This window comes from Hwangdonia seohaensis (genome assembly GCF_031932625.1).
GTDB lineage: Bacteria > Bacteroidota > Bacteroidia > Flavobacteriales > Flavobacteriaceae > Hwangdonia > Hwangdonia seohaensis.
On sequence record NZ_JAVSCK010000002.1, the window covers coordinates 435,949 to 453,899 of the forward strand.

At 35.4% G+C, this 17,951-nt stretch carries 19 protein-coding genes; 1 reads left to right on the top strand and 18 read right to left on the bottom strand.

What is annotated here, in order from left to right:
* Window positions 1–26 precede the first annotated feature (26 nt).
* The 3 genes from RNZ47_RS07145 to RNZ47_RS07155 form a co-directional block, all read right to left on the bottom strand.
* Window positions 27–251, bottom strand: a complete 225-nt coding sequence (locus tag RNZ47_RS07145; protein ID WP_311938215.1) for a hypothetical protein — start codon at window positions 249–251, stop codon at window positions 27–29.
* Between the two features lie 209 nt (window positions 252–460).
* The gene (locus RNZ47_RS07150) at window positions 461–1,363 is read right to left on the bottom strand and encodes a mechanosensitive ion channel family protein (protein ID WP_311938217.1); all 903 of its coding nucleotides are present in this window, start codon (window positions 1,361–1,363) and stop codon (window positions 461–463) included.
* Between the two features lie 303 nt (window positions 1,364–1,666).
* Window positions 1,667–2,443, bottom strand: a complete 777-nt coding sequence (locus RNZ47_RS07155; RefSeq protein WP_311938219.1) for a tRNA pseudouridine synthase A — start codon at window positions 2,441–2,443, stop codon at window positions 1,667–1,669.
* A gap of 99 nt (window positions 2,444–2,542) precedes the next feature.
* Here RNZ47_RS07155 and RNZ47_RS07160 point away from each other — a divergent pair, with 99 nt between their 5' ends.
* Entirely contained in the window at window positions 2,543–2,959 is a 417-nt protein-coding gene (locus RNZ47_RS07160) for a hypothetical protein (RefSeq protein ID WP_311938221.1), read from the top strand.
* A gap of 65 nt (window positions 2,960–3,024) precedes the next feature.
* Here the strand turns inward: RNZ47_RS07160 and hisIE are convergent, their stop codons facing one another.
* The 15 genes from hisIE to lpxA form a co-directional block, all read right to left on the bottom strand.
* Window positions 3,025–3,618: a bifunctional phosphoribosyl-AMP cyclohydrolase/phosphoribosyl-ATP diphosphatase HisIE gene (gene hisIE / locus RNZ47_RS07165; protein ID WP_311938222.1), complete on the bottom strand. Its 594-nt coding sequence runs from the start codon at window positions 3,616–3,618 to the stop codon at window positions 3,025–3,027.
* A 43-nt stretch (window positions 3,619–3,661) separates the two neighbouring features.
* The gene (gene hisF / locus RNZ47_RS07170; protein WP_311938225.1) at window positions 3,662–4,417 is read right to left on the bottom strand and encodes an imidazole glycerol phosphate synthase subunit HisF; all 756 of its coding nucleotides are present in this window, start codon (window positions 4,415–4,417) and stop codon (window positions 3,662–3,664) included.
* Between the two features lie 92 nt (window positions 4,418–4,509).
* Window positions 4,510–5,244 (bottom strand): 1-(5-phosphoribosyl)-5-[(5-phosphoribosylamino)methylideneamino]imidazole-4-carboxamide isomerase, encoded by a 735-nt coding sequence (gene hisA, locus RNZ47_RS07175; RefSeq protein WP_311938228.1) that lies wholly within the window; start codon window positions 5,242–5,244, stop codon window positions 4,510–4,512.
* Between the two features lies 1 nt (window position 5,245).
* Window positions 5,246–5,845: an imidazole glycerol phosphate synthase subunit HisH gene (gene hisH / locus RNZ47_RS07180; RefSeq protein ID WP_311939056.1), complete on the bottom strand. Its 600-nt coding sequence runs from the start codon at window positions 5,843–5,845 to the stop codon at window positions 5,246–5,248.
* Window positions 5,846–5,961: 116 nt separating this feature from the next.
* Complete coding sequence (hisB, locus tag RNZ47_RS07185; RefSeq protein ID WP_311938230.1) at window positions 5,962–7,095, bottom strand: bifunctional histidinol-phosphatase/imidazoleglycerol-phosphate dehydratase HisB; 1,134 nt, start codon at window positions 7,093–7,095, stop codon at window positions 5,962–5,964.
* Window positions 7,092–8,129 (bottom strand): histidinol-phosphate transaminase, encoded by a 1,038-nt coding sequence (gene hisC, locus RNZ47_RS07190; RefSeq protein ID WP_311938232.1) that lies wholly within the window; start codon window positions 8,127–8,129, stop codon window positions 7,092–7,094. Before hisC ends, hisB begins: the two co-directional genes overlap by 4 nt.
* Window positions 8,130–8,214: 85 nt before the next feature.
* Window positions 8,215–9,501, bottom strand: a complete 1,287-nt coding sequence (gene hisD / locus RNZ47_RS07195) for a histidinol dehydrogenase (RefSeq protein ID WP_311938235.1) — start codon at window positions 9,499–9,501, stop codon at window positions 8,215–8,217.
* 120 nt (window positions 9,502–9,621) lie between these two features.
* Complete coding sequence (hisG, locus tag RNZ47_RS07200) at window positions 9,622–10,479, bottom strand: ATP phosphoribosyltransferase (RefSeq protein ID WP_311938237.1); 858 nt, start codon at window positions 10,477–10,479, stop codon at window positions 9,622–9,624.
* A 321-nt stretch (window positions 10,480–10,800) separates the two neighbouring features.
* Window positions 10,801–11,616 (bottom strand): prohibitin family protein, encoded by an 816-nt coding sequence (locus RNZ47_RS07205; protein ID WP_311938244.1) that lies wholly within the window; start codon window positions 11,614–11,616, stop codon window positions 10,801–10,803.
* Between the two features lie 10 nt (window positions 11,617–11,626).
* On the bottom strand, window positions 11,627–13,660 hold the full coding sequence (locus RNZ47_RS07210) for a VWA domain-containing protein (protein ID WP_311938249.1): 2,034 nt from the start codon (window positions 13,658–13,660) through the stop codon (window positions 11,627–11,629).
* Window positions 13,661–13,686: 26 nt separating this feature from the next.
* Window positions 13,687–14,433 carry a 3-oxoacyl-[acyl-carrier-protein] reductase gene (gene fabG / locus RNZ47_RS07215; RefSeq protein WP_311938251.1) on the bottom strand — a complete coding sequence of 249 codons (747 nt, stop codon included), beginning with the start codon at window positions 14,431–14,433 and terminating at the stop codon, window positions 13,687–13,689.
* A gap of 186 nt (window positions 14,434–14,619) precedes the next feature.
* A complete protein-coding gene (gene sucD / locus RNZ47_RS07220; protein ID WP_311938258.1) occupies window positions 14,620–15,492 on the bottom strand; it encodes a succinate--CoA ligase subunit alpha in 873 nt (290 codons plus the stop codon).
* 74 nt (window positions 15,493–15,566) lie between these two features.
* Window positions 15,567–16,511, bottom strand: coding sequence for a UDP-3-O-(3-hydroxymyristoyl)glucosamine N-acyltransferase (locus tag RNZ47_RS07225; RefSeq protein ID WP_311938263.1), 945 nt, complete (start codon window positions 16,509–16,511; stop codon window positions 15,567–15,569).
* Complete coding sequence (efp, locus tag RNZ47_RS07230; RefSeq protein WP_311938265.1) at window positions 16,511–17,077, bottom strand: elongation factor P; 567 nt, start codon at window positions 17,075–17,077, stop codon at window positions 16,511–16,513. The genes RNZ47_RS07225 and efp overlap by 1 nt, the downstream gene beginning before the upstream one ends.
* 74 nt (window positions 17,078–17,151) lie before the next feature.
* Window positions 17,152–17,937: an acyl-ACP--UDP-N-acetylglucosamine O-acyltransferase gene (gene lpxA / locus RNZ47_RS07235; protein ID WP_311938267.1), complete on the bottom strand. Its 786-nt coding sequence runs from the start codon at window positions 17,935–17,937 to the stop codon at window positions 17,152–17,154.
* Between the last annotated feature and the right edge of the window lie 14 nt (window positions 17,938–17,951).

Sequence of the window (17,951 nt, forward strand, 5' to 3'; positions counted from 1 at the left end):
TTTTAAAAAAAGTTTTGTGCTTGGTATTAACTTTTAACACTATCTTTTTTTGCTTCTTCTTTTATTTCCTCGATTTCATCTTTTACATCTTCAACTGCATCTTTTAAATCATCAGAGGCATCCTCTAATTCATCACCAATGTTATCAATAGCTTCTTCTATTTTTTCATCGGTTGTTTTTTTCTCCCTACAGCTTGTAAAGACTATTGATGTTGTAAATACCAATGCCAATATTAAAATGATTTTTTTCATGATTTTAGGTTTTTATATTAATTGTTTAAAATGATAATAGCTTATTTATTTTGAAATAAACCTACTCTAATTTTTAGAGAATTTGTATGATATCCATTTTAAAAATAGGTTGTGTAGACTATTTAAGTTACGTCCTAAAAATAAAAGACGGATGTTTTTTTAACTTTTTTTAACTTGAGATGTTAAAACCAGTTAATACGTAATTTTGCCTAATTTTTTGAAATTTCTTTTGAAACTTTCGAGTTTTCAAAAGCCAATTTATTATCAAACTGAAGTGTGCGAATTGGGAATGGTATATTAATTCCAGCCGTATCGTAAGCTTTTTTAATTTCGATAATAGCCGTGGTTTTGGCATGTAGTTTTTCCAGCATGCTTTCTGCATCTATCCAAAATCGGCATAGAAAATTTATTGAGCTGCCTCCAAATTCGGTATAATAAAACTCGACGTTTTCTGCGCTTTCAACTTGATCGAAAGCTTGGGCGATGGTTTTTTTAGTCAATGTTTTTACTTGCTCTAAATCCGATTCGTAGCCCACGCCACATTCAACCGAAACGCGCATTTTGGTAGTTAGCGAGTAGTTTTTTAAAGGGTTTTCCAAAATCATTTTGTTTGGCATAATAACAATATTGTTATCGGCTTCCTTTAAAACAAATTCCTTGAGATTAATATCGATAACTTCGCCCGAAAAACCATTGGTTTCCACCCAATTTCCTATTTGTATTTTTTTTCTAAAAGACAACACAATTCCCGCTACGGTGTTGCTAAGCGTGTTTTGCAACGCCAAACCAATGGCTAAACCTGCAACACCGGCTGTGGCCAATAACGAGGTTAGCGTTTTACTTAAATTTAAAATACCCAACGATATATAAAGCCCGACTAAAACGAGAACTACCGATGAAATTCTTGAAATAATTTGAGCGACAGATTCCTGTTTAACTTTTTTAGATACTAATTTGTAGGTGTATTTGTTTACATATTTGGCAATAAAAAATGCAGTTATTAGCACCAAAAGGGCTAATCCGAAATTTGGTAAATATTCAATTATAGTAGTTAGCCAGTCTTGTAATTTTGATACGATGGCGTCAAAAGCTTCTGTTATCGTGTTTTCCATTTTTGTTTAAGTTTTAAATTATTAATTCGTTTTATTTAAAAGACGAGTTAATACTTAAAAATGGTAGTCCGTTAAAAGGAAATTTAAAGCTATAATGATTTTTAACAATTTTTCTTCTTTCATGTTCAAATAACTCATATGTTAGTTTTAAAGGTTTTTTAGTGAATGATTTATGTTTCATTCCTCTTTGAAGCTAAATTAAAATATAAGCTGCATAACATTTTGTTCATTTGATATGAATACTTGCTCATTTACAAAAATGATTGAAAAACAAGCAATGGAAGGAAGAATTGAAGTCAAATCTTATTCAAATTCAATTTTATTTAAAATGAGCCCTGAAGCCGGAGCGATGTAGTGCATTTTTACCGTACTATTTGGAAGTAGACTTTTACGGATATCGTCCAATGATAATTTTCCTTTGCCTAAATCAATTAGCGTTCCCATCATTAATCGGATTTGATTTCGCATAAACCCTTGGCCTTTTACCCTTAGCACATAGGATTTTTGAGGAAAATAATTTGCGGTATAAATGGTGTTTTCAACCAGTTCGCATAACAATATTTCTCTGTTGTAAACACCATTATCCGTTGGTTTGTAGCAATAGGGTTTTAAGTAATTTTCGCCTTCAAAAAGTTTGGCACCTTGTTTCATTACATTAATATCCAATTCATCAAGAATGGTAGTCATTATCGGGGCGCAAAAGGGATGGCATTTTTCACCATATGTAAACAAATACAGATACTCTTTAACTTTGGAGTGTTGAATTATATTAAATTTCTCATCAACTTCCTTAATGTTTAAAGCACGAATATCTTGTGGCAGGTTATAATTGAATAATTCCAAAAAGGCGTTTAAATCTTCAATAGGTTCAAATAAAAACAATTCGATTGCCGCATGTTCTGCCGAAACCATCGCATCGGTTCTGCCAGAACTTAAACTCTTAAAGCGTTTGCCTTCTAAAATAAAATTTAATGTTCTATCTACCATTAAATGTAGGGTTTTTACATCGGGTTGCTTTTGCCAACCATGAAAACGATAGCCTAAATATTGAATAGAAATGAGATAAAAATACTTGTTCATTATTGTTTATTAGAAGAAGGAAAAATACGCTCTTTTATTAATTGTGACAAAAAATTTATACATTGTATTATATTTATAACTAACTAAAAACCAATTATTATGACAAATTCTTCCAACAAACCTCCAGTTTGGTTCTGGATTGTGAGTTTAATTGCACTCGCTTGGAACGCTATGGGTGTTGACCAATATTTAGGTCAAGCTTACAATACAGAGCGATGGCGTTCTGCATTAACTCAAGAACAATTAGATATTGTTTCCAATCATCCAACTTGGTTAACCGCTGTTTTTGCAATAGCTGTTTTTTCGGGTGCTTTAGGTTGTATAGCGCTTTTACTCCGAAAAAAATGGGCATATTCTTTATTGAGTATATCGCTCTTTGCCGTAATTATCCAAATGGGTTATTTCTTGGCAAATGGGCATACGGATAATTTAGGAATGACAATTTCCATTATACTATTTTCCATATTTTTAGTCTGGTTTTCTAAGCATTCAAAATCTAAAGGCTGGATATCGTGATATAAAAAATATTTCAATCAACCATTTTTTAAGAGGCTTTTCCCTAACCAGAATAAGGCCTCTTTTTATTTGTGCCTGTTTTTTAATTCTGCTTCAATATCTTTTAAAGTAAATCCTTTGGCTTGCAACAACATCAAATAATGAAAAAGCAAATCGGCCGATTCGTAAAGAAATAACTCATCGTTATTATCCATAGCCTCAATAACGGTTTCTACAGCCTCCTCGCCTACTTTTTGAGCCACTTTGTTAATCCCTTTTGAGAACAAACTCGCCACATAAGATTTTTTGGTGTCTTTATTTGCAACGCGCTCTGCAATCACAAGTTCCAAAGTTGAAAAGAATCCGTAATTAGCTGTGTTTTTTTCTCCCCAACAATTATCGGTGCCTTTGTGGCAGGTTGGCCCTTGTGGATTTACTTGAATTAGGAGCGTGTCGTTATCGCAATCATTTTTAATTTCAACGAGATTTAAAAAATTTCCACTTTCCTCGCCTTTAGTCCATAAACGCTGTTTACTTCTGCTAAAGAAAGTAACTTGTTTGGTTTCCAAGGTTTTGTTATAGGCGGCTTCATTCATATACCCCAACATCAACACGTTTTTTGTATTGGCATCCTGAATGATTGCGGGAACAAATCCGTTTGAATCGTATTTAATAGTCATAACTTATTCTTTATGTGATACTGAAACAAGTTCAGCATGACGACTAAAGTCGCACTTCAATATTATTAGCTTTTAATTCTTTTTTTAATTCTGGAATAGGGATTTCTCCAAAGTGAAACACACTGGCGGCCAAAGCAGCATCAGCTTTTCCGTCTTTAAAAGTGTCTATAAAATGTTGAACGTTTCCTGCCCCACCCGACGCAATTATGGGTATATTTAAAGTTTCAGAAAGTTTTTTTAAGGCTTCATTTGCAAATCCGTTTTTGGTACCATCATGATTCATTGATGTGAATAAAATTTCGCCGGCACCTCTTTTTTCAACCTCTTTGGCCCACTCAAACAAATCTAAATCGGTTGGAATGCTGCCACCCGCTAAATGTACTTTCCATTGGCCGTCCACTAATTTCGCATCAATAGCAACGACTACGCATTGGCTTCCGAATTTGTTAGACAGCTCGTTTATTAACTCTGGTCGTTTTATTGCAGAAGAATTAACCGATACTTTATCTGCGCCACATTTTAAAAGCGCATCGACATCTTCAACAGACGAAATGCCACCACCAACGGTAAACGGAATATTAACTTGTTCTGCGACGTGTAAAACCATATCTAATGTGGTTGCCCTTCCTTCTAAAGTGGCCGAAATATCTAAAAAAACGAGTTCGTCTGCCCCAACGTTGGCGTATTGTTTTGCTAACTCAACCGGGTCGCCGGCATCACGTAAATCAACAAAATTTATGCCTTTTACGGTACGTCCGCTTTTAATATCTAAACAGGGTATTATTCGTTTTGTTAACATGAAATATTCTAATTTTCATTTCCGCAAAGGCGGAAATCTTAATGTTTTAGTTATCAAGTGGATTCCTGCCTTCGCAGGAATGACAAATTCAATTATACAAATTTTTCTAATTGTTTTAAACTGATTCTGTTTTCGTAAATGGCTTTTCCTATAATTACACCTTCGCAGCCAATTGCTTTTAAAATAGGCAATTCTTCAATGTTTGAAATGCCGCCAGATGCGATTAACTTTATGGATTGCCCACTACTACTGTTTGAGCATTCTGTGATAATTTGTTTATACAGTTCAACCGATGGGCCTTCCAGCATACCGTCTTTTGAAATATCGGTACAAATAACATATTGGATACTCTTTTTTTGATATTTTTTTATAAACGGAATAACATCCTCTTTACTCTGTTCCATCCAACCGCTAATGGACACTTTTCCGTCATCGCTATCGGCACCCAAAATAATTTTTGTGGCACCATATTTTGATATCCAACCTTCAAAAGTTTCAGGATCTTTAACTGCAATACTTCCTCCGGTAATTTGTCTAGCCCCAGAATTAAAAGCAATGTGTAAGTCTTCATTCGTTTTTAAACCTCCACCAAAATCAATTTTAAGATTTGTTTTAGATGCGATTTGCTCTAACACTTTATAGTTTACAATATGTTTAGCTTTTGCGCCATCTAAATCTACCAAGTGCAAATATTCAATTCCTGAATCTTCAAAAGTTTTGGCAATTTCAAGCGGACTTTCACTGTATATTTTTTTTGTTCCATAATCGCCTTTGGTTAAGCGGACACATTTACCGTCAATTATATCTATGGCTGGTATTATTCTCATGTTATAATTCTATAAAATTTTGCAATATTTTAGCTCCTGCAAAACTACTCTTTTCTGGATGAAATTGTACACCATAAAAATTATTGTGTTTTAATGCCGATGCATAATTCAATCCGTAATCCGTTTTAGCAATGGTTTCTTTACAATGTTCTGCATAATAGCTATGCACTAAATACATATATTCGTTTTCTTTAATTCCTTTAAACAAGTCAGACTTTAAATCATTTATAACATTCCAACCCATTTGTGGCACTTTTACACCGGATGTAAAACGCTTAACATCTGTTTGAAAAATGTTTAAACCTTTTGTGTTACCCTCTTCAGTAAATTTACACATGAGCTGCATGCCCAAGCATATCCCTAAAACGGGTTGTTTCAGTGTCGGGATTAAAACATCCAATCCACTCTCCTTTAACATTTTCATGGCACTACTCGCTTCGCCTACGCCCGGGAAAATTACTTTGTCCGCTGCAATAATTTCCTCTGGATTATTCGATAAAACAGCGTCATAACCTAATCGTTTAAATGCAAACTGTATGCTTTTAATGTTTCCTGCGCCGTAGTTTATAATAACAACAGAAGCTCCATCTAGCTTCCCCATAGGGGAAGAACTCTTACTCGAACGCTTTAGTTCACTCATATTTTGAAATTCTTTTTTATTGATTTGCTTTATTAGCAAACCTTGGAATTCCCCCTTTTGGAGGTTAGGGGGCTTTTTTATAGCATCCCCTTTGTACTTGGTAAAATCATTTTTTCCACATCACGTTTTACGGCCATTTTAATGGCTTTTGCAAAGGCTTTAAAAATAGCTTCAATTTTATGATGTTCATTTGTGCCTTCTGCCTTTATGTTCAAATTGCATTTTGCGCCATCGGTAAAGGATTTAAAGAAATGAAAAAACATTTCGGTTGGCATTTTGCCAACCATTTCGCGTTTAAAATCGGCTTCCCAAACGAGCCAATTTCTTCCGCCAAAATCAATAGCCGCCTGAGCGTAGCAATCGTCCATAGGCAAACAAAAACCATAGCGCTCAATACCTAATTTGTTGCCCAAGGTTTTGTTGAATAGTTCGCCCAAAGCAATCGCAGTGTCTTCTATGGTGTGATGCTCGTCGACTTCCAAATCGCCATCAACCTTAATGTTTAAATCCAATTGCCCATGTCGCGCTATTTGGTCTAACATGTGATCGAAAAAAGCAAGCCCCGTATCAATTTTGCTCTTTCCTGTACCATCAAGATTCAGTTGAATAGCAATTTTAGTTTCATTAGTATTTCTAATAAGACCACCAGAACGCTCATCTGCTTTTAAAAATTGATAAATTTTTTCCCAATCATTGCTCTCCAAAGCAATATAGGCATCTAACTCTTCACGCTTAACCGTAATTTCATCAGTCCCCAAATGGGTCTCATCATTTATAAAAATACCTTTTGCCCCTAAGTTTTTTGCCAACTCAATATCTGTTAACCTATCGCCGATTACGTATGAATTTTCTAAATCGTACTCCTCAGAATAATACTTGGTAAGCAAACCCGTATTTGGTTTGCGTGTTGGCGCATTGTCTTTGGCATAGGTTTTATCAATATAAATCTCCTTAAATTCAATGCCTTCATTTTTAAAGGTTTCTAAAATAAAATTATGAATGGGCCAAAATTTTTCTGAGGGATTATCCGGTGTTCCCAACCCATCTTGATTGGTAACCATAACGATTTCGTAATCCAGTTCTTTGCAGATTCGTCCTAAATATTGAAATACTTTTGGGTAAAACACCAGTTTTTCAAAGGCATCCACCTGCTCGTCTGCCGGTTCTTTAATCAAAGTGCCGTCTCTATCTATAAATAGTACTTTTTTCATTCTAATGATTTTAAAGTGCTTATCAATGTTTCGTTTTCGTTTTTAGTGCCAACTGTAAACCTTAAACAGTTTTCGCATCCATACTGTGTGGTTCGGTTTCTTATCACGATACCTTTAGCAATAAGTTGATTGTATCGTTTCGTGGCATCATCTATTTTTACCAGAACAAAATTGGCATCGGTGGGATAAATTTTTGAAACAAAACTGATTTGTTGCAATTCCGCCACTAAAACCTCTCGCTCTTTAAGGATGGCTTCAATTTGGTTTTTTGCCAAATTTTTTATCGATAATTGCTCAACGGCTTTCTGTTGTGTAAGCTCGTTAACGTTGTATGGCGGTTTTATTTTGTTTAAAACTGAAATAATTTCTTCTGAAGCAAAGCAAATTCCCAACCTAATTCCTGCCATACCGTAGGCTTTTGACAACGTTTGGGTAACTATTAAATTTGGGAGCTCATTTAGTCTGTTTATCCAACTTTCATTATTTGAAAAATCTATATAAGCCTCGTCAATTACAACCAAACCGTGAAAAGATTGTAGTAATTTTTCAATTTTTCCTTTAGAAAAACTATTCCCGGTAGGGTTATTTGGTGAGCATAAAAATATGATTTTTGTTTTATGGGATGCCGTACGAATTATGCCCTCTAAATTAGGCTGAAATTGTGGGGTTAAAGGAACTTTGCGGTTTTCAATATTATTAATTCTCGCCAAAACCTGATACATGCCGTACGTTGGCGGCAATGTGATGATGTTGTCTTGATTGGGTTCGCAAAAGGCTCTAAAAATCAAATCCAACACCTCGTCGCTTCCATTTCCCAAAAGCATGTTATTTGTGGAAACACCCTTGATTTCTGATAAAATAGATTTTAATTTTCCCTGTTTTGGGTCTGGATAACGATTTACACCATTTTCAAACGGATTTTCATTGGCATCTAAAAAAACCATCGCATCACTGCTGCCTTGAAACTCGTCGCGCGCGGACGAATACGGTTTTAGGGTTTTTATGGTTGGTCGAACTAAGTTTTTAATATTCATTTTTTTTGTCTCACTGAATCTGTTTCAGTGTCTCATTTAATTGTTATTTGTGCGATGCTGAAACCCGTTCAGCATATCGCCGCTTTTAATTTTTCAAATCTTTTAAGCGAATTGAAACCGCATTTTTGTGGGCTTGTAAACCTTCGGCTTCCGCCATTAATTCTATAGTTTCGCCAAGGTTGAGCAAACCTTCCTTTGATATTTTTTGAAAGGTCATACTTTTTAAAAAGCTGTCTAAATTCACGCCCGAATACGCTTTGCTAAACCCGTTTGTTGGTAAAGTATGGTTTGTTCCAGAGGCATAATCGCCGGCGCTTTCAGGGGTGTAATTACCAATAAAAACAGAGCCCGCATTCATGATGCCATTAATATAAAAATCCTCATTTTTAGCGCTGATAATAAAATGCTCTGGACCATATTCGTTAATCAAATCGAGTGCTGTTTCATCATTTTCGACATAAATTAATTTGGAATTAGCGATGGATTTTTCAGCAATCGCTTTACGCGGAAGCACCCTTAACTGTTTTTCAACTTCGTTTGAAACCTCTTTAATCAACCGGTTTGAAGTCGATACCAAAAAAACCTGACTATCTGTACCGTGTTCGGCTTGACTTAATAAATCGGATGCCATGTACGACGCCTTTGCGGTATCATCGGCAAAAACCAGCAACTCGCTCGGGCCTGCAGGCATATCGATGGCCACATCGTATTTTGTGGCTAATTGTTTTGCAACCGTTACAAATTGATTTCCGGGACCGAAAATTTTATAAACTTGCGGTATGCTTTCTGTTCCAAACGTTAAGCCAGCAATGGCTTGAATCCCTCCAACTTTAAAAATTTTTGTAACTCCACAAAGTTTCGCGGCATATAATATTTCTGGTGCCAACGCACCGTTTTTATTAGGCGGCGAGCACAAAACAATCTCTTTGCAACCTGCAATTTGCGCCGGTACGCAAAGCATTAAAACGGTGGAAAACAACGGTGCCGTACCGCCAGGGATGTAAACACCTACTTTTTCAATGGGGCGTTTTTCTTGCCAGCATATAACACCTTTTGTGGTTTCAATTACAACTTTTGGTGTTTTTTGAGCGGCATGAAAAGCCTCAATATTTTGTTTTGCCTTTTTTATAGCGGTTTGAAGTTTTACAGGAACATTATCAATGGCTTCTTCAATTTCTTTCTCGCTTACTTTATTGGTTTGTAAATTAACAGCATCAAACTTTTGTGTGTATTTTTTAATGGCTTTATCCCCGTTTTTATTTATATCATCAAAAATTTGATTAACGGTAGCTTCAATGTCATTTACGGTTTGCGTTGGCCGTTTTAAAATTTCTGACCAATCGTTTTTATTTGGATTGTTAATGATTTTCATTGATTAATTTTTTCTTCATTTCCGCGAAGGCGGAAATCTTTTTAAACAAAACACCTTTTATGATTAGTGAAATATATGATGATATTTCCACCTTCGTGGAAATAAAAAAAACTATACATACTAAAGCACCATTTTTTCAATTGGGCAAACCAAAATACCTTGAGCGCCGTTTGCTTTTAATGCTTCAATAACATCCCAAAATTCGTTTTTATTAATTACGGAGTGCACAGAACTCCACCCCTCCTGGGCCAAGGGTAAAACCGTTGGGCTTTTCATTCCGGGCAGTAAATTAATAATATCGTCGATTTTTTCATTAGGCGCGTTCAACAAAATATACTTTGATTGCCTGCCTTTTAAAACCGATTGTATTCTAAATTGAATCGTATTTAAAATGGCTTGTTTTTCTTCTGATAAAAGTGGTGAAACGGCCAATACAGCTTCAGATTTTAAAATAACTTCCACCTCTTTTAAATTGTTTTTAAAGAGTGTGCTTCCACTAGAAACAATATCGACAATGGCATCTGCCAACCCTATATTTGGGGCGATTTCAACTGAACCATTAATAATGTGAAGCTTAGCGGTTACACCGTTTTCTTTTAAAAAATTCTGCACCGTATTTGGGTACGATGTGGCGATACGCTTGCCGTTTAATTCTTTAATACTGTTATAAGTTGACGATTTTGGTACGGCAATACAAACCCGACAGCTTGAAAAGCCCAATTTTTCAGCAACTTTTATGTCATTGCCTTTTTCAATTAACACATTTTCGCCAATAATGGCGGCATCAACTACGCCATCTTTAAGATACTGCGGTATATCGCCATTTCGCAAATAGAATACTTCTACGGGGAACCCTTTTGCCGATGCTTTTAATTGATCTTTCCCGTTATCGATATAGATTCCGATGTCTTTTAAAAGCCTCATCGAGTCTTCGTTTAAACGTCCCGATTTTTGTACTGCAATTTTTAGTTTACTCATTTATTTGTTTTTTATGAGTTTAAAACAACCAAGCTTTTTTAAAATTAAAAACCCGCTTGATTGTCTCAAACGGGTTTAAAAATATGCTGATTTTATTCAATACATCTTCAGTTCGCTTGAGAGCAAATATGAAAATGATGAGGATGTGCTTGAATAAATGTCATTTCTTTTGTTGTTATTGCAAATATCTATAATTAAATTTTATAATTCCAATTATTAAAAACAAATTTTACAATTATTAAATATTCTATATTTTTATTTATAAATGATTATTTAATTTTTAAAATATCAATATAAAAACTGAATAATTTAATTTTCAGCTTACTGATTTCCTAAAATAATGGGCAATCCGCTATCGCCAGAACCAATAACAATAACCTTGCTATTTGGTGATTCTGCTAATTTCATGGTGGCGTCAATACCTTTATCTTGTAAAATCTTATCAGTTAAAGAGGCGCTTAAAAGCCTGTTTGATTCTGCTTTTCCTTTAGCTTCAATAATTACTTTTTCAGCTTCTTTTCTTGCACTTTCAAGTCTGAACTCATATTCCAAAGATTCTTGTTCTTGTTTCAACTTGCGCTCAATAGCATCTTTTATTGTTGACGGTAAAGTAACATCGCGTACCAAAACTTCATTTAACTGAATAAACTGACCTTCCACAATGTTCTTGGTTTCTTCAAATATTTCCTGTTGAATGGCATCACGTTTGCTAGAATACAATTGTTCTGGTGTGTAACGCCCCACAACACTTCTGGCCGCACTACGTATGGCTGGAAGCAAAACACGCTCCTTGTACATTTCACTTTTTTCTTGGTGCAATTTCCCTAAATTTTTAAAATCGGGTTGAAACCAAACCGAAGCCTCTAATTTAATGTCCAATCCGTTTGAAGATAACACGTTCATTTTCTCAGTAACTTCCTGTTGTCTTACCTCATATACAAAAACCTTGTTCCAAGGTGCAACTATATGAAAGCCTTCGCCCAATGCGGGTTTATCTACAACAACACCTTCTCCAAAGGTTCTAAAAAGCACACCGGCCTCACCAGAGTCGATGGTTACTGCAGATTTTGATAATAAAACAACTAATACTATTGCTACAATTACAAAGGGTAATGCAATTTTTGGTAATTTTTCCATTTCTATTTCTTTAAATTAATCCGTTATATTTTCGTAAAAACCACTCACTTGCTAAGCTTAAAGCAATGATTATGAGTAGGTATTTCCAATCGACCAAAGGTATGATATTTTTATTGCTTTTTTGAATAGAAGCGTAACGATTATTACTTAATAAATTGTTAATTAAATCGTTTGAATCATCAATAAAATAGCTAGTTCCTCCACTATTTTCAGCTAACTGATTTAGCTTTACCACATTGGCGTTTAAAAACTGCTGTTCGATGTTGTATTCCAAAATTTGAAAAGTCCCGGATTTTGAAATGTTTTCGTTGGTAGCTTTAACCGTAAAACTATAGGTTGAAGGTGGCAAACTGCTTAAATCCACTTGATAATTGTTGTTTTTTAAAATGAGCGGAAATGTTTTTTCTTCATCCGAATTTTCATCTTTTACATTGATATTAAGTGTTTCCCGTGTATCGAACGTATAATTCTTATCGAAAAATTGTGCTTTAATGATCACGTTTGTATTGCCGTTGTAAAACGATTCATATTCAACATTCAATCGGTTCTTGCGTTTGTTCGAGGCTAAATATTGAACGAGTTTCCCAATAAAATTGTCAAAAGCGTTAAACGACTTCGTGTTTATAAAACTTTGCGCCCGCCATTGCCAAATGTTCTCTCCAAATAAAATGGCTTCCCTCCTTTGGTTTGCTTCAAAAGACACCAATAATGGTTGGTTTGTTGAAACATTCCCCAATTTTTTATTGAGAATAGTTTCAAAAGGAATTGAAAATTCAACCGCTCCAAAATTTGATTTTAAAGGCGGAAACGACTCAAAATCTATATCATCAATAATAAAGGGTGCATAGTTTGGATTTAATTCCGCTTGATAGTCTTCAGTTTGGTTTGTTATTACTTGATTGAAATTTTCACTCGTTCTATTCACAAAATTTAAGTCGGTTTTAGTGCCAACAATTATAAATATGTTTTTGTTTTCTCTATGGATAACATCAAATAATTTTTTAAACTTATTGTTTGGCTGATTAACTATAAGTAATTGAAAATCATTTATTTGATTAATGATTTCATTTGAATTTAAAAACGCGACGGAGCGTTGTTCATTGCTTTCAATACTTTTCTTAAGCGCACCTAAATCTGGGTGCGGAAAATCGGAAACAATAGCGATTTTTGTTTTTTGATCTATAACTTCAACAGCAAAATTCTTTGAGTTATTAATGATATTTTTCTCGTTTTCAATGGGGATTACAGTCGCTTTGAAATTGCTAACCCCAACCCTATTTGCTGGCAATGTAAAATTGATGGTTTTCGAGTTATTGTTTTTGGTGAAATTAACAGCATGTGAATAAACCGTAGCATTGCCTTGGGTTATAACAATACGGGAATTGGCATTACTATTTCCATTATAAGTGATTATTGCCTCAACAGGAAAACGGTTTTTCAAATAGGCGTATCTATTAACATTGAGTTGATGTATTTTTAAATCGGTGTGCGTTACCGTATCGCCCAAAATAATAGGATAAATTGGGCTTTTGTATTTTGAGGTTATAAACTCGTAATCATTCCCGTAGGTTTGATTGCCATCCGAAATAAGAATGGTGGCCGTATTCAAGTCGCTATACACTTCGGATAACTGACTGAAGGCATCAGATATATTGGTTTGTTTTTCGGTAAACCGAAGGGAATCAAACGGTATAAGTTGCTCGCCAAAAGTGTATTTTGAGATATTGAATTTAGCGTTTAACTCTTTGTTTTGAGATAATCTATCAACTACATTTAAAGTGTTTTCGTCTTGTTTTAAATGTTTTATAGAACTGGAATTATCAATAGCAATTACAAGGCTTGGTTTTTCCGTGGTTAATGTAAGTTGTTCAAACTTGGGATTGATAAGTAATAAAAAAACTGAAAACAGCGTAACAAACCTTATAAAGGAAAAAAGCACGTTTAATTTAGAAACTTTCTGAGTACCTTTTATATACTGAAAAAGCGCTAATAAAAGCGCTATAATTCCAGCAATAATAATGTATAGTATAGTTTCTGTTTGCATTAAAGCTCAACGCTTTTTTTAATAGATTAAGTAAGCATGCCGCCATCAACGTTTAGGGTCTGTCCCGTAACGTAGGCACTCATGTCGCTCGCTAAAAACACGCAAACGTTGGCGATATCTTCTGGAGTTCCGCCGCGTTTTAATGGTATGGCTGCACGCCATCCTTTTACAACTTCTTCATCTAATTTAGCAGTCATTTCGGTTTCAATAAACCCGGGAGCAACCACATTGCTTCGTATGTTTCTTGAACCCAATTCCAATGCCACGGATTTTGAAAATCCAATAATCCCCGCTTTTGAAGCTGCGTAATTGGTTTGACCCGCATTTCCTTTTACGCCAACCACCGAACTCATATTGATTATAGAGCCCTTGCGTTGTTTTAGCATAGTGCGCTGTACGGCTTTTGTCATGTTAAAAACCGATTTTAAATTAACTTCGATAACTTTATCAAAATCTTCCTCGGTAATACGCATTAATAAATTGTCTTTGGTAATACCGGCATTGTTAACTAAAATATCAATACTTCCAAATTCGGCCGCCACATCTTCAGCTAATTTTTGAGCTTCATCAAAACTCGCCGCATTGCTTTTATAGCCTTTAGCTTTTACACCCGAAGCATTTAATTCGCTTTCAAGTTCGTTTGCTGCTTCAACCGAAGAGCTGTATGTAAATGCAACATTGGCACCATGTTCTGCAAATATTTTTGCAATGCCTTTTCCGATTCCTCTACTTGCCCCTGTGATGATGGCCGTTTTTCCTTCTAATAATTTCATTATATATTATTTTTAGTAGCCACGAATACAAAATAATAACTATTTGAATTCGCTTTTCTTTGGTTAGTATTTATTTTCCTTTCAAATATAGTAAATCCTAGATTGCCATAAATAAAAAAACCTCACAAAATTATGTGAGGTCTTTAATGGTCTTTGTTAATTTATTTCAGTCTAAACGGTCTGTTTTTATGCTAAAACTTCAGCTATTTTTTTACCAATTTCGGCTGGTGAATCCACAACGTGAATCCCACAAGCTCTCATAATTTTCTTTTTGGCCTGAGCGGTATCATCACTTCCGCCAACAATAGCACCAGCGTGCCCCATGGTTCGACCTGCAGGAGCGGTTTCGCCGGCAATAAAACCAACTACGGGTTTTTTGCTTCCACTGGCTTTGTACCAGTTTGCTGCATCGGCTTCCAATTGTCCGCCAATTTCACCTATCATAACAACAGCTTCTGTTTCCGGGTCGTTAATTAATAACTCAACGGCTTCTTTAGTGGTTGTTCCAATAATTGGATCGCCACCAATTCCAATAGCGGTTGTAATCCCTAAACCTTGTTTTACAACTTGGTCGGCCGCTTCATAAGTTAAGGTTCCAGATTTGGAAACAATACCCACTTTTCCTTTTTTGAAAACAAAACCAGGCATGATACCAACTTTAGCTTCATCGGGAGTGATTACTCCAGGGCAGTTAGGGCCAATTAATCTGCAATCTTTATTTTTTATATAATTTGCTGCTATAATCATATCAGCAACAGGTATGCCCTCAGTTATCGTAATAATTACTTTGATACCGGCATCGGCTGCTTCCATGATGGCATCGGCAGCAAATGCTGGCGGTACGAAAATAATCGTAGTATCTGCACCAACTTTATCAACAGCCTCTTTAACAGTGTTAAAAACGGGTTTGTCTAAATGGGTTTGACCACCTTTGCCCGGGGTTACACCACCAACAACATTGGTACCGTATTCTATCATTTGGGTAGCATGGAACGTGCCTTCGCTACCTGTAAATCCTTGAACTATAATTTTTGAATCTTTGTTTACTAAAACACTCATAGAAGATTATTTATCATTAATTTAATCACTTACAAAAGTAATTTTTTAATTCTATTTTTAAAGTAAAAACTGAATTACTTTTTTTCGCTTTGCTTTAATTTTTCCAGCAACTCTGGAATCTTTCTAATCGAAGCGATTTCTTTATATTTTGTACGGAAGTCGTCTGCAGGAATTCCAAAATAGCTTTTGCCACCCTCTAAAGATTTACTAACGCCTGCCTTTGCCGATATAACGGCTTTAGCACCAATGGTAATGCCACTGGTAATTCCCACTTGCCCCCAAATGGTTACTTCGTCTTCAATAATAACACAACCAGCGATACCAACTTGCGATGCTATTAAGCATTTTTTGCCAATAACGGTATCGTGCCCAATTTGCACTTGATTATCTATTTTTGTGCCTTCTTTAATGGTTGTATCGGCAGTTACACCTCGATCGATAGTACAAGCTGCACCAATATCTACATGGTTTCCAATAACGACACGCCCACCAGATTTTAGTTGATCGAAGCCTGAAGGTCTGTTTTTATAATAGAATGCACTGGCCCCTAAAACCGAACCTGAGTGAATTTCAACATAGTCGCCAATAATAGCATTATCATAAATACTTACATTGGAATGAATGATGCAATAGTCTCCAATAACGACATTGTTGCCAATAAAGCAATTCGGTTGGATTACCGTGTTTTTTCCAATTTTAGCAGAATTTGATATTTGGTTATTTGAAGATTGAAAGGGCTTAAAATGATTGGTAAGTTTATTGAAATCCCTAAACGGGTCATCGCTAATAAGCAATGCTTTGCCTTCTGGGCAATCCACTTTTTTATTGATTAATATAATGGTTGCTTTTGATTCTAAAGCCTTATCGTAATACTTCGGGTGATCGACAAAAACAATGTCTCCAGATTCAACCACATGAATTTCATTCATGCCCAAAACAGGAAAATTATCATCACCAATATATTCACAATCAATTAATTGCGCTATTTCTTTTAAAGTATGTGTTTTAGGAAACTTCATTATTCCTTAACACGTTCTTTGTACGTCCCTTTGTCGGTTTCAATTTTAATTTTATCACCTTCATTAATAAATAAAGGTACATTTACCTCTGCACCTGTTTCAACGGTTGCAGGTTTGGTAGCGTTGGTTGCCGTATTGCCCTTTACTCCGGGTTCGGTGGCGGTAACCTCTAAAATAACACTTGCTGGCATTTCTACCGATAACGGCATATTATCTTCTGTGTTAATAATAACCGTAACCACTTCGCCTTCTTTCATTAAATCCGGTCTGTCTAAAGCAGCTTCAAGCAATCTAATTTGTGTGTAATCGGCTTCGTTCATAAAGTGATAAAACTCGCCATCATTGTATAAATACTGAAATTTATGGGTTTCTACGCGTACATCATCAATTTTATGACCTGCTGAAAATGTGTTTTCCAGCACCTTTCCGCTTGTAACACTTTTCATTTTTGTTCGAACAAAAGCTGGTCCTTTACCAGGTTTTACGTGTAAAAATTCAATTATTTTATAGATGTCGTTGTTGTATTTGATACATAATCCGTTTCTAATATCTGATGTACTTGCCATGTTTTGTCGTTAAGTTGTTATTTGTTTGTTGTTGCGTTGAAAACTATTCATTTGAATTTTTCAAAAATGGGCTTTTAATTCGATTTGAAGTAGCCTTTCATAATACCGCGTTGTGAATTCTTTATAAATTGAAGAATTTCGTCACGTTCTGAAGTGGCTTCCATTTCAACTTCAATAATCCCTGAAGCCTGTGTGTTGTTGTAATTTTTTTGATAAAGTATTCTGTAAATATTCTGGATTTCCCTTATTTTTTCAGTTGAATAACCGCGACGTCTCAACCCTACGGAATTTATACCAACGTAAGACAAAGGTTCTCTGGCAGCCTTTACATAAGGAGGCACATCTTTTCTAACCAAGGAACCACCGGTTACAAAAGCGTGATTGCCTATGGATACAAATTGATGAACGGCTGTCATGCCCGCTAAAACCACATAGTCGCCAATATTGATATGGCCTGCAAGCGTGCTGTTGTTTGAAAAAATACAGTTATTCCCAACAATACAATCATGCGCGATGTGGCAATAGGCCATAATTAAACAATTGTTACCGATGACGGTTTTCATTCTATCGGCCGTACCTCTATTTATGGTTACGCATTCTCGAATGGTAACGTTGTCGCCTATTTCAACCGTGGTGTCTTCGTCGTTATATTTTAAATCTTGCGGCACAGCAGAAATTACTGCTCCTGGAAAGATATTGCAGTTTTTACCTATGCGAGCACCTTCCATTATGGTAACGTTACTCCCTATCCAAGTGCCTTCACCTATTTTAACATTATTATGAATAGTAGTAAAAGGCTCTATCACAACATTTTTAGCAATTTTTGCGCCCGGGTGGACGTAAGCTAGTGGTTGATTCATTTTTGTAATTTTAT

What these genes read in the sequence shown, in the direction of transcription:
- RNZ47_RS07210 (WP_311938249.1), bottom strand. Translation starts at nt 13,660, where the DNA reads ATGCAAACAGAAACTATACTATACATTATTATTGCTGGAATTATAGCG.
- hisA (WP_311938228.1), bottom strand. Translation starts at nt 5,244, where the DNA reads ATGAGAATAATACCAGCCATAGATATAATTGACGGTAAATGTGTCCGC.
- RNZ47_RS07150 (WP_311938217.1), bottom strand. Translation starts at nt 1,363, where the DNA reads ATGGAAAACACGATAACAGAAGCTTTTGACGCCATCGTATCAAAATTA.
- RNZ47_RS07205 (WP_311938244.1), bottom strand. Translation starts at nt 11,616, where the DNA reads ATGGAAAAATTACCAAAAATTGCATTACCCTTTGTAATTGTAGCAATA.
- hisG (WP_311938237.1), bottom strand. Translation starts at nt 10,479, where the DNA reads ATGAGTAAACTAAAAATTGCAGTACAAAAATCGGGACGTTTAAACGAA.
- sucD (WP_311938258.1), bottom strand. Translation starts at nt 15,492, where the DNA reads ATGAGTGTTTTAGTAAACAAAGATTCAAAAATTATAGTTCAAGGATTT.
- hisH (WP_311939056.1), bottom strand. Translation starts at nt 5,845, where the DNA reads ATGGGGAAGCTAGATGGAGCTTCTGTTGTTATTATAAACTACGGCGCA.
- RNZ47_RS07145 (WP_311938215.1), bottom strand. Translation starts at nt 251, where the DNA reads ATGAAAAAAATCATTTTAATATTGGCATTGGTATTTACAACATCAATA.
- hisB (WP_311938230.1), bottom strand. Translation starts at nt 7,095, where the DNA reads ATGAAAAAAGTACTATTTATAGATAGAGACGGCACTTTGATTAAAGAA.
- efp (WP_311938265.1), bottom strand. Translation starts at nt 17,077, where the DNA reads ATGGCAAGTACATCAGATATTAGAAACGGATTATGTATCAAATACAAC.
- hisC (WP_311938232.1), bottom strand. Translation starts at nt 8,129, where the DNA reads ATGAATATTAAAAACTTAGTTCGACCAACCATAAAAACCCTAAAACCG.
- lpxA (WP_311938267.1), bottom strand. Translation starts at nt 17,937, where the DNA reads ATGAATCAACCACTAGCTTACGTCCACCCGGGCGCAAAAATTGCTAAA.
- RNZ47_RS07225 (WP_311938263.1), bottom strand. Translation starts at nt 16,511, where the DNA reads ATGAAGTTTCCTAAAACACATACTTTAAAAGAAATAGCGCAATTAATT.
- hisF (WP_311938225.1), bottom strand. Translation starts at nt 4,417, where the DNA reads ATGTTAACAAAACGAATAATACCCTGTTTAGATATTAAAAGCGGACGT.
- RNZ47_RS07155 (WP_311938219.1), bottom strand. Translation starts at nt 2,443, where the DNA reads ATGAACAAGTATTTTTATCTCATTTCTATTCAATATTTAGGCTATCGT.
- hisD (WP_311938235.1), bottom strand. Translation starts at nt 9,501, where the DNA reads ATGAAAATCATTAACAATCCAAATAAAAACGATTGGTCAGAAATTTTA.
- hisIE (WP_311938222.1), bottom strand. Translation starts at nt 3,618, where the DNA reads ATGACTATTAAATACGATTCAAACGGATTTGTTCCCGCAATCATTCAG.
- RNZ47_RS07160 (WP_311938221.1), top strand. Translation starts at nt 2,543, where the DNA reads ATGACAAATTCTTCCAACAAACCTCCAGTTTGGTTCTGGATTGTGAGT.
- fabG (WP_311938251.1), bottom strand. Translation starts at nt 14,433, where the DNA reads ATGAAATTATTAGAAGGAAAAACGGCCATCATCACAGGGGCAAGTAGA.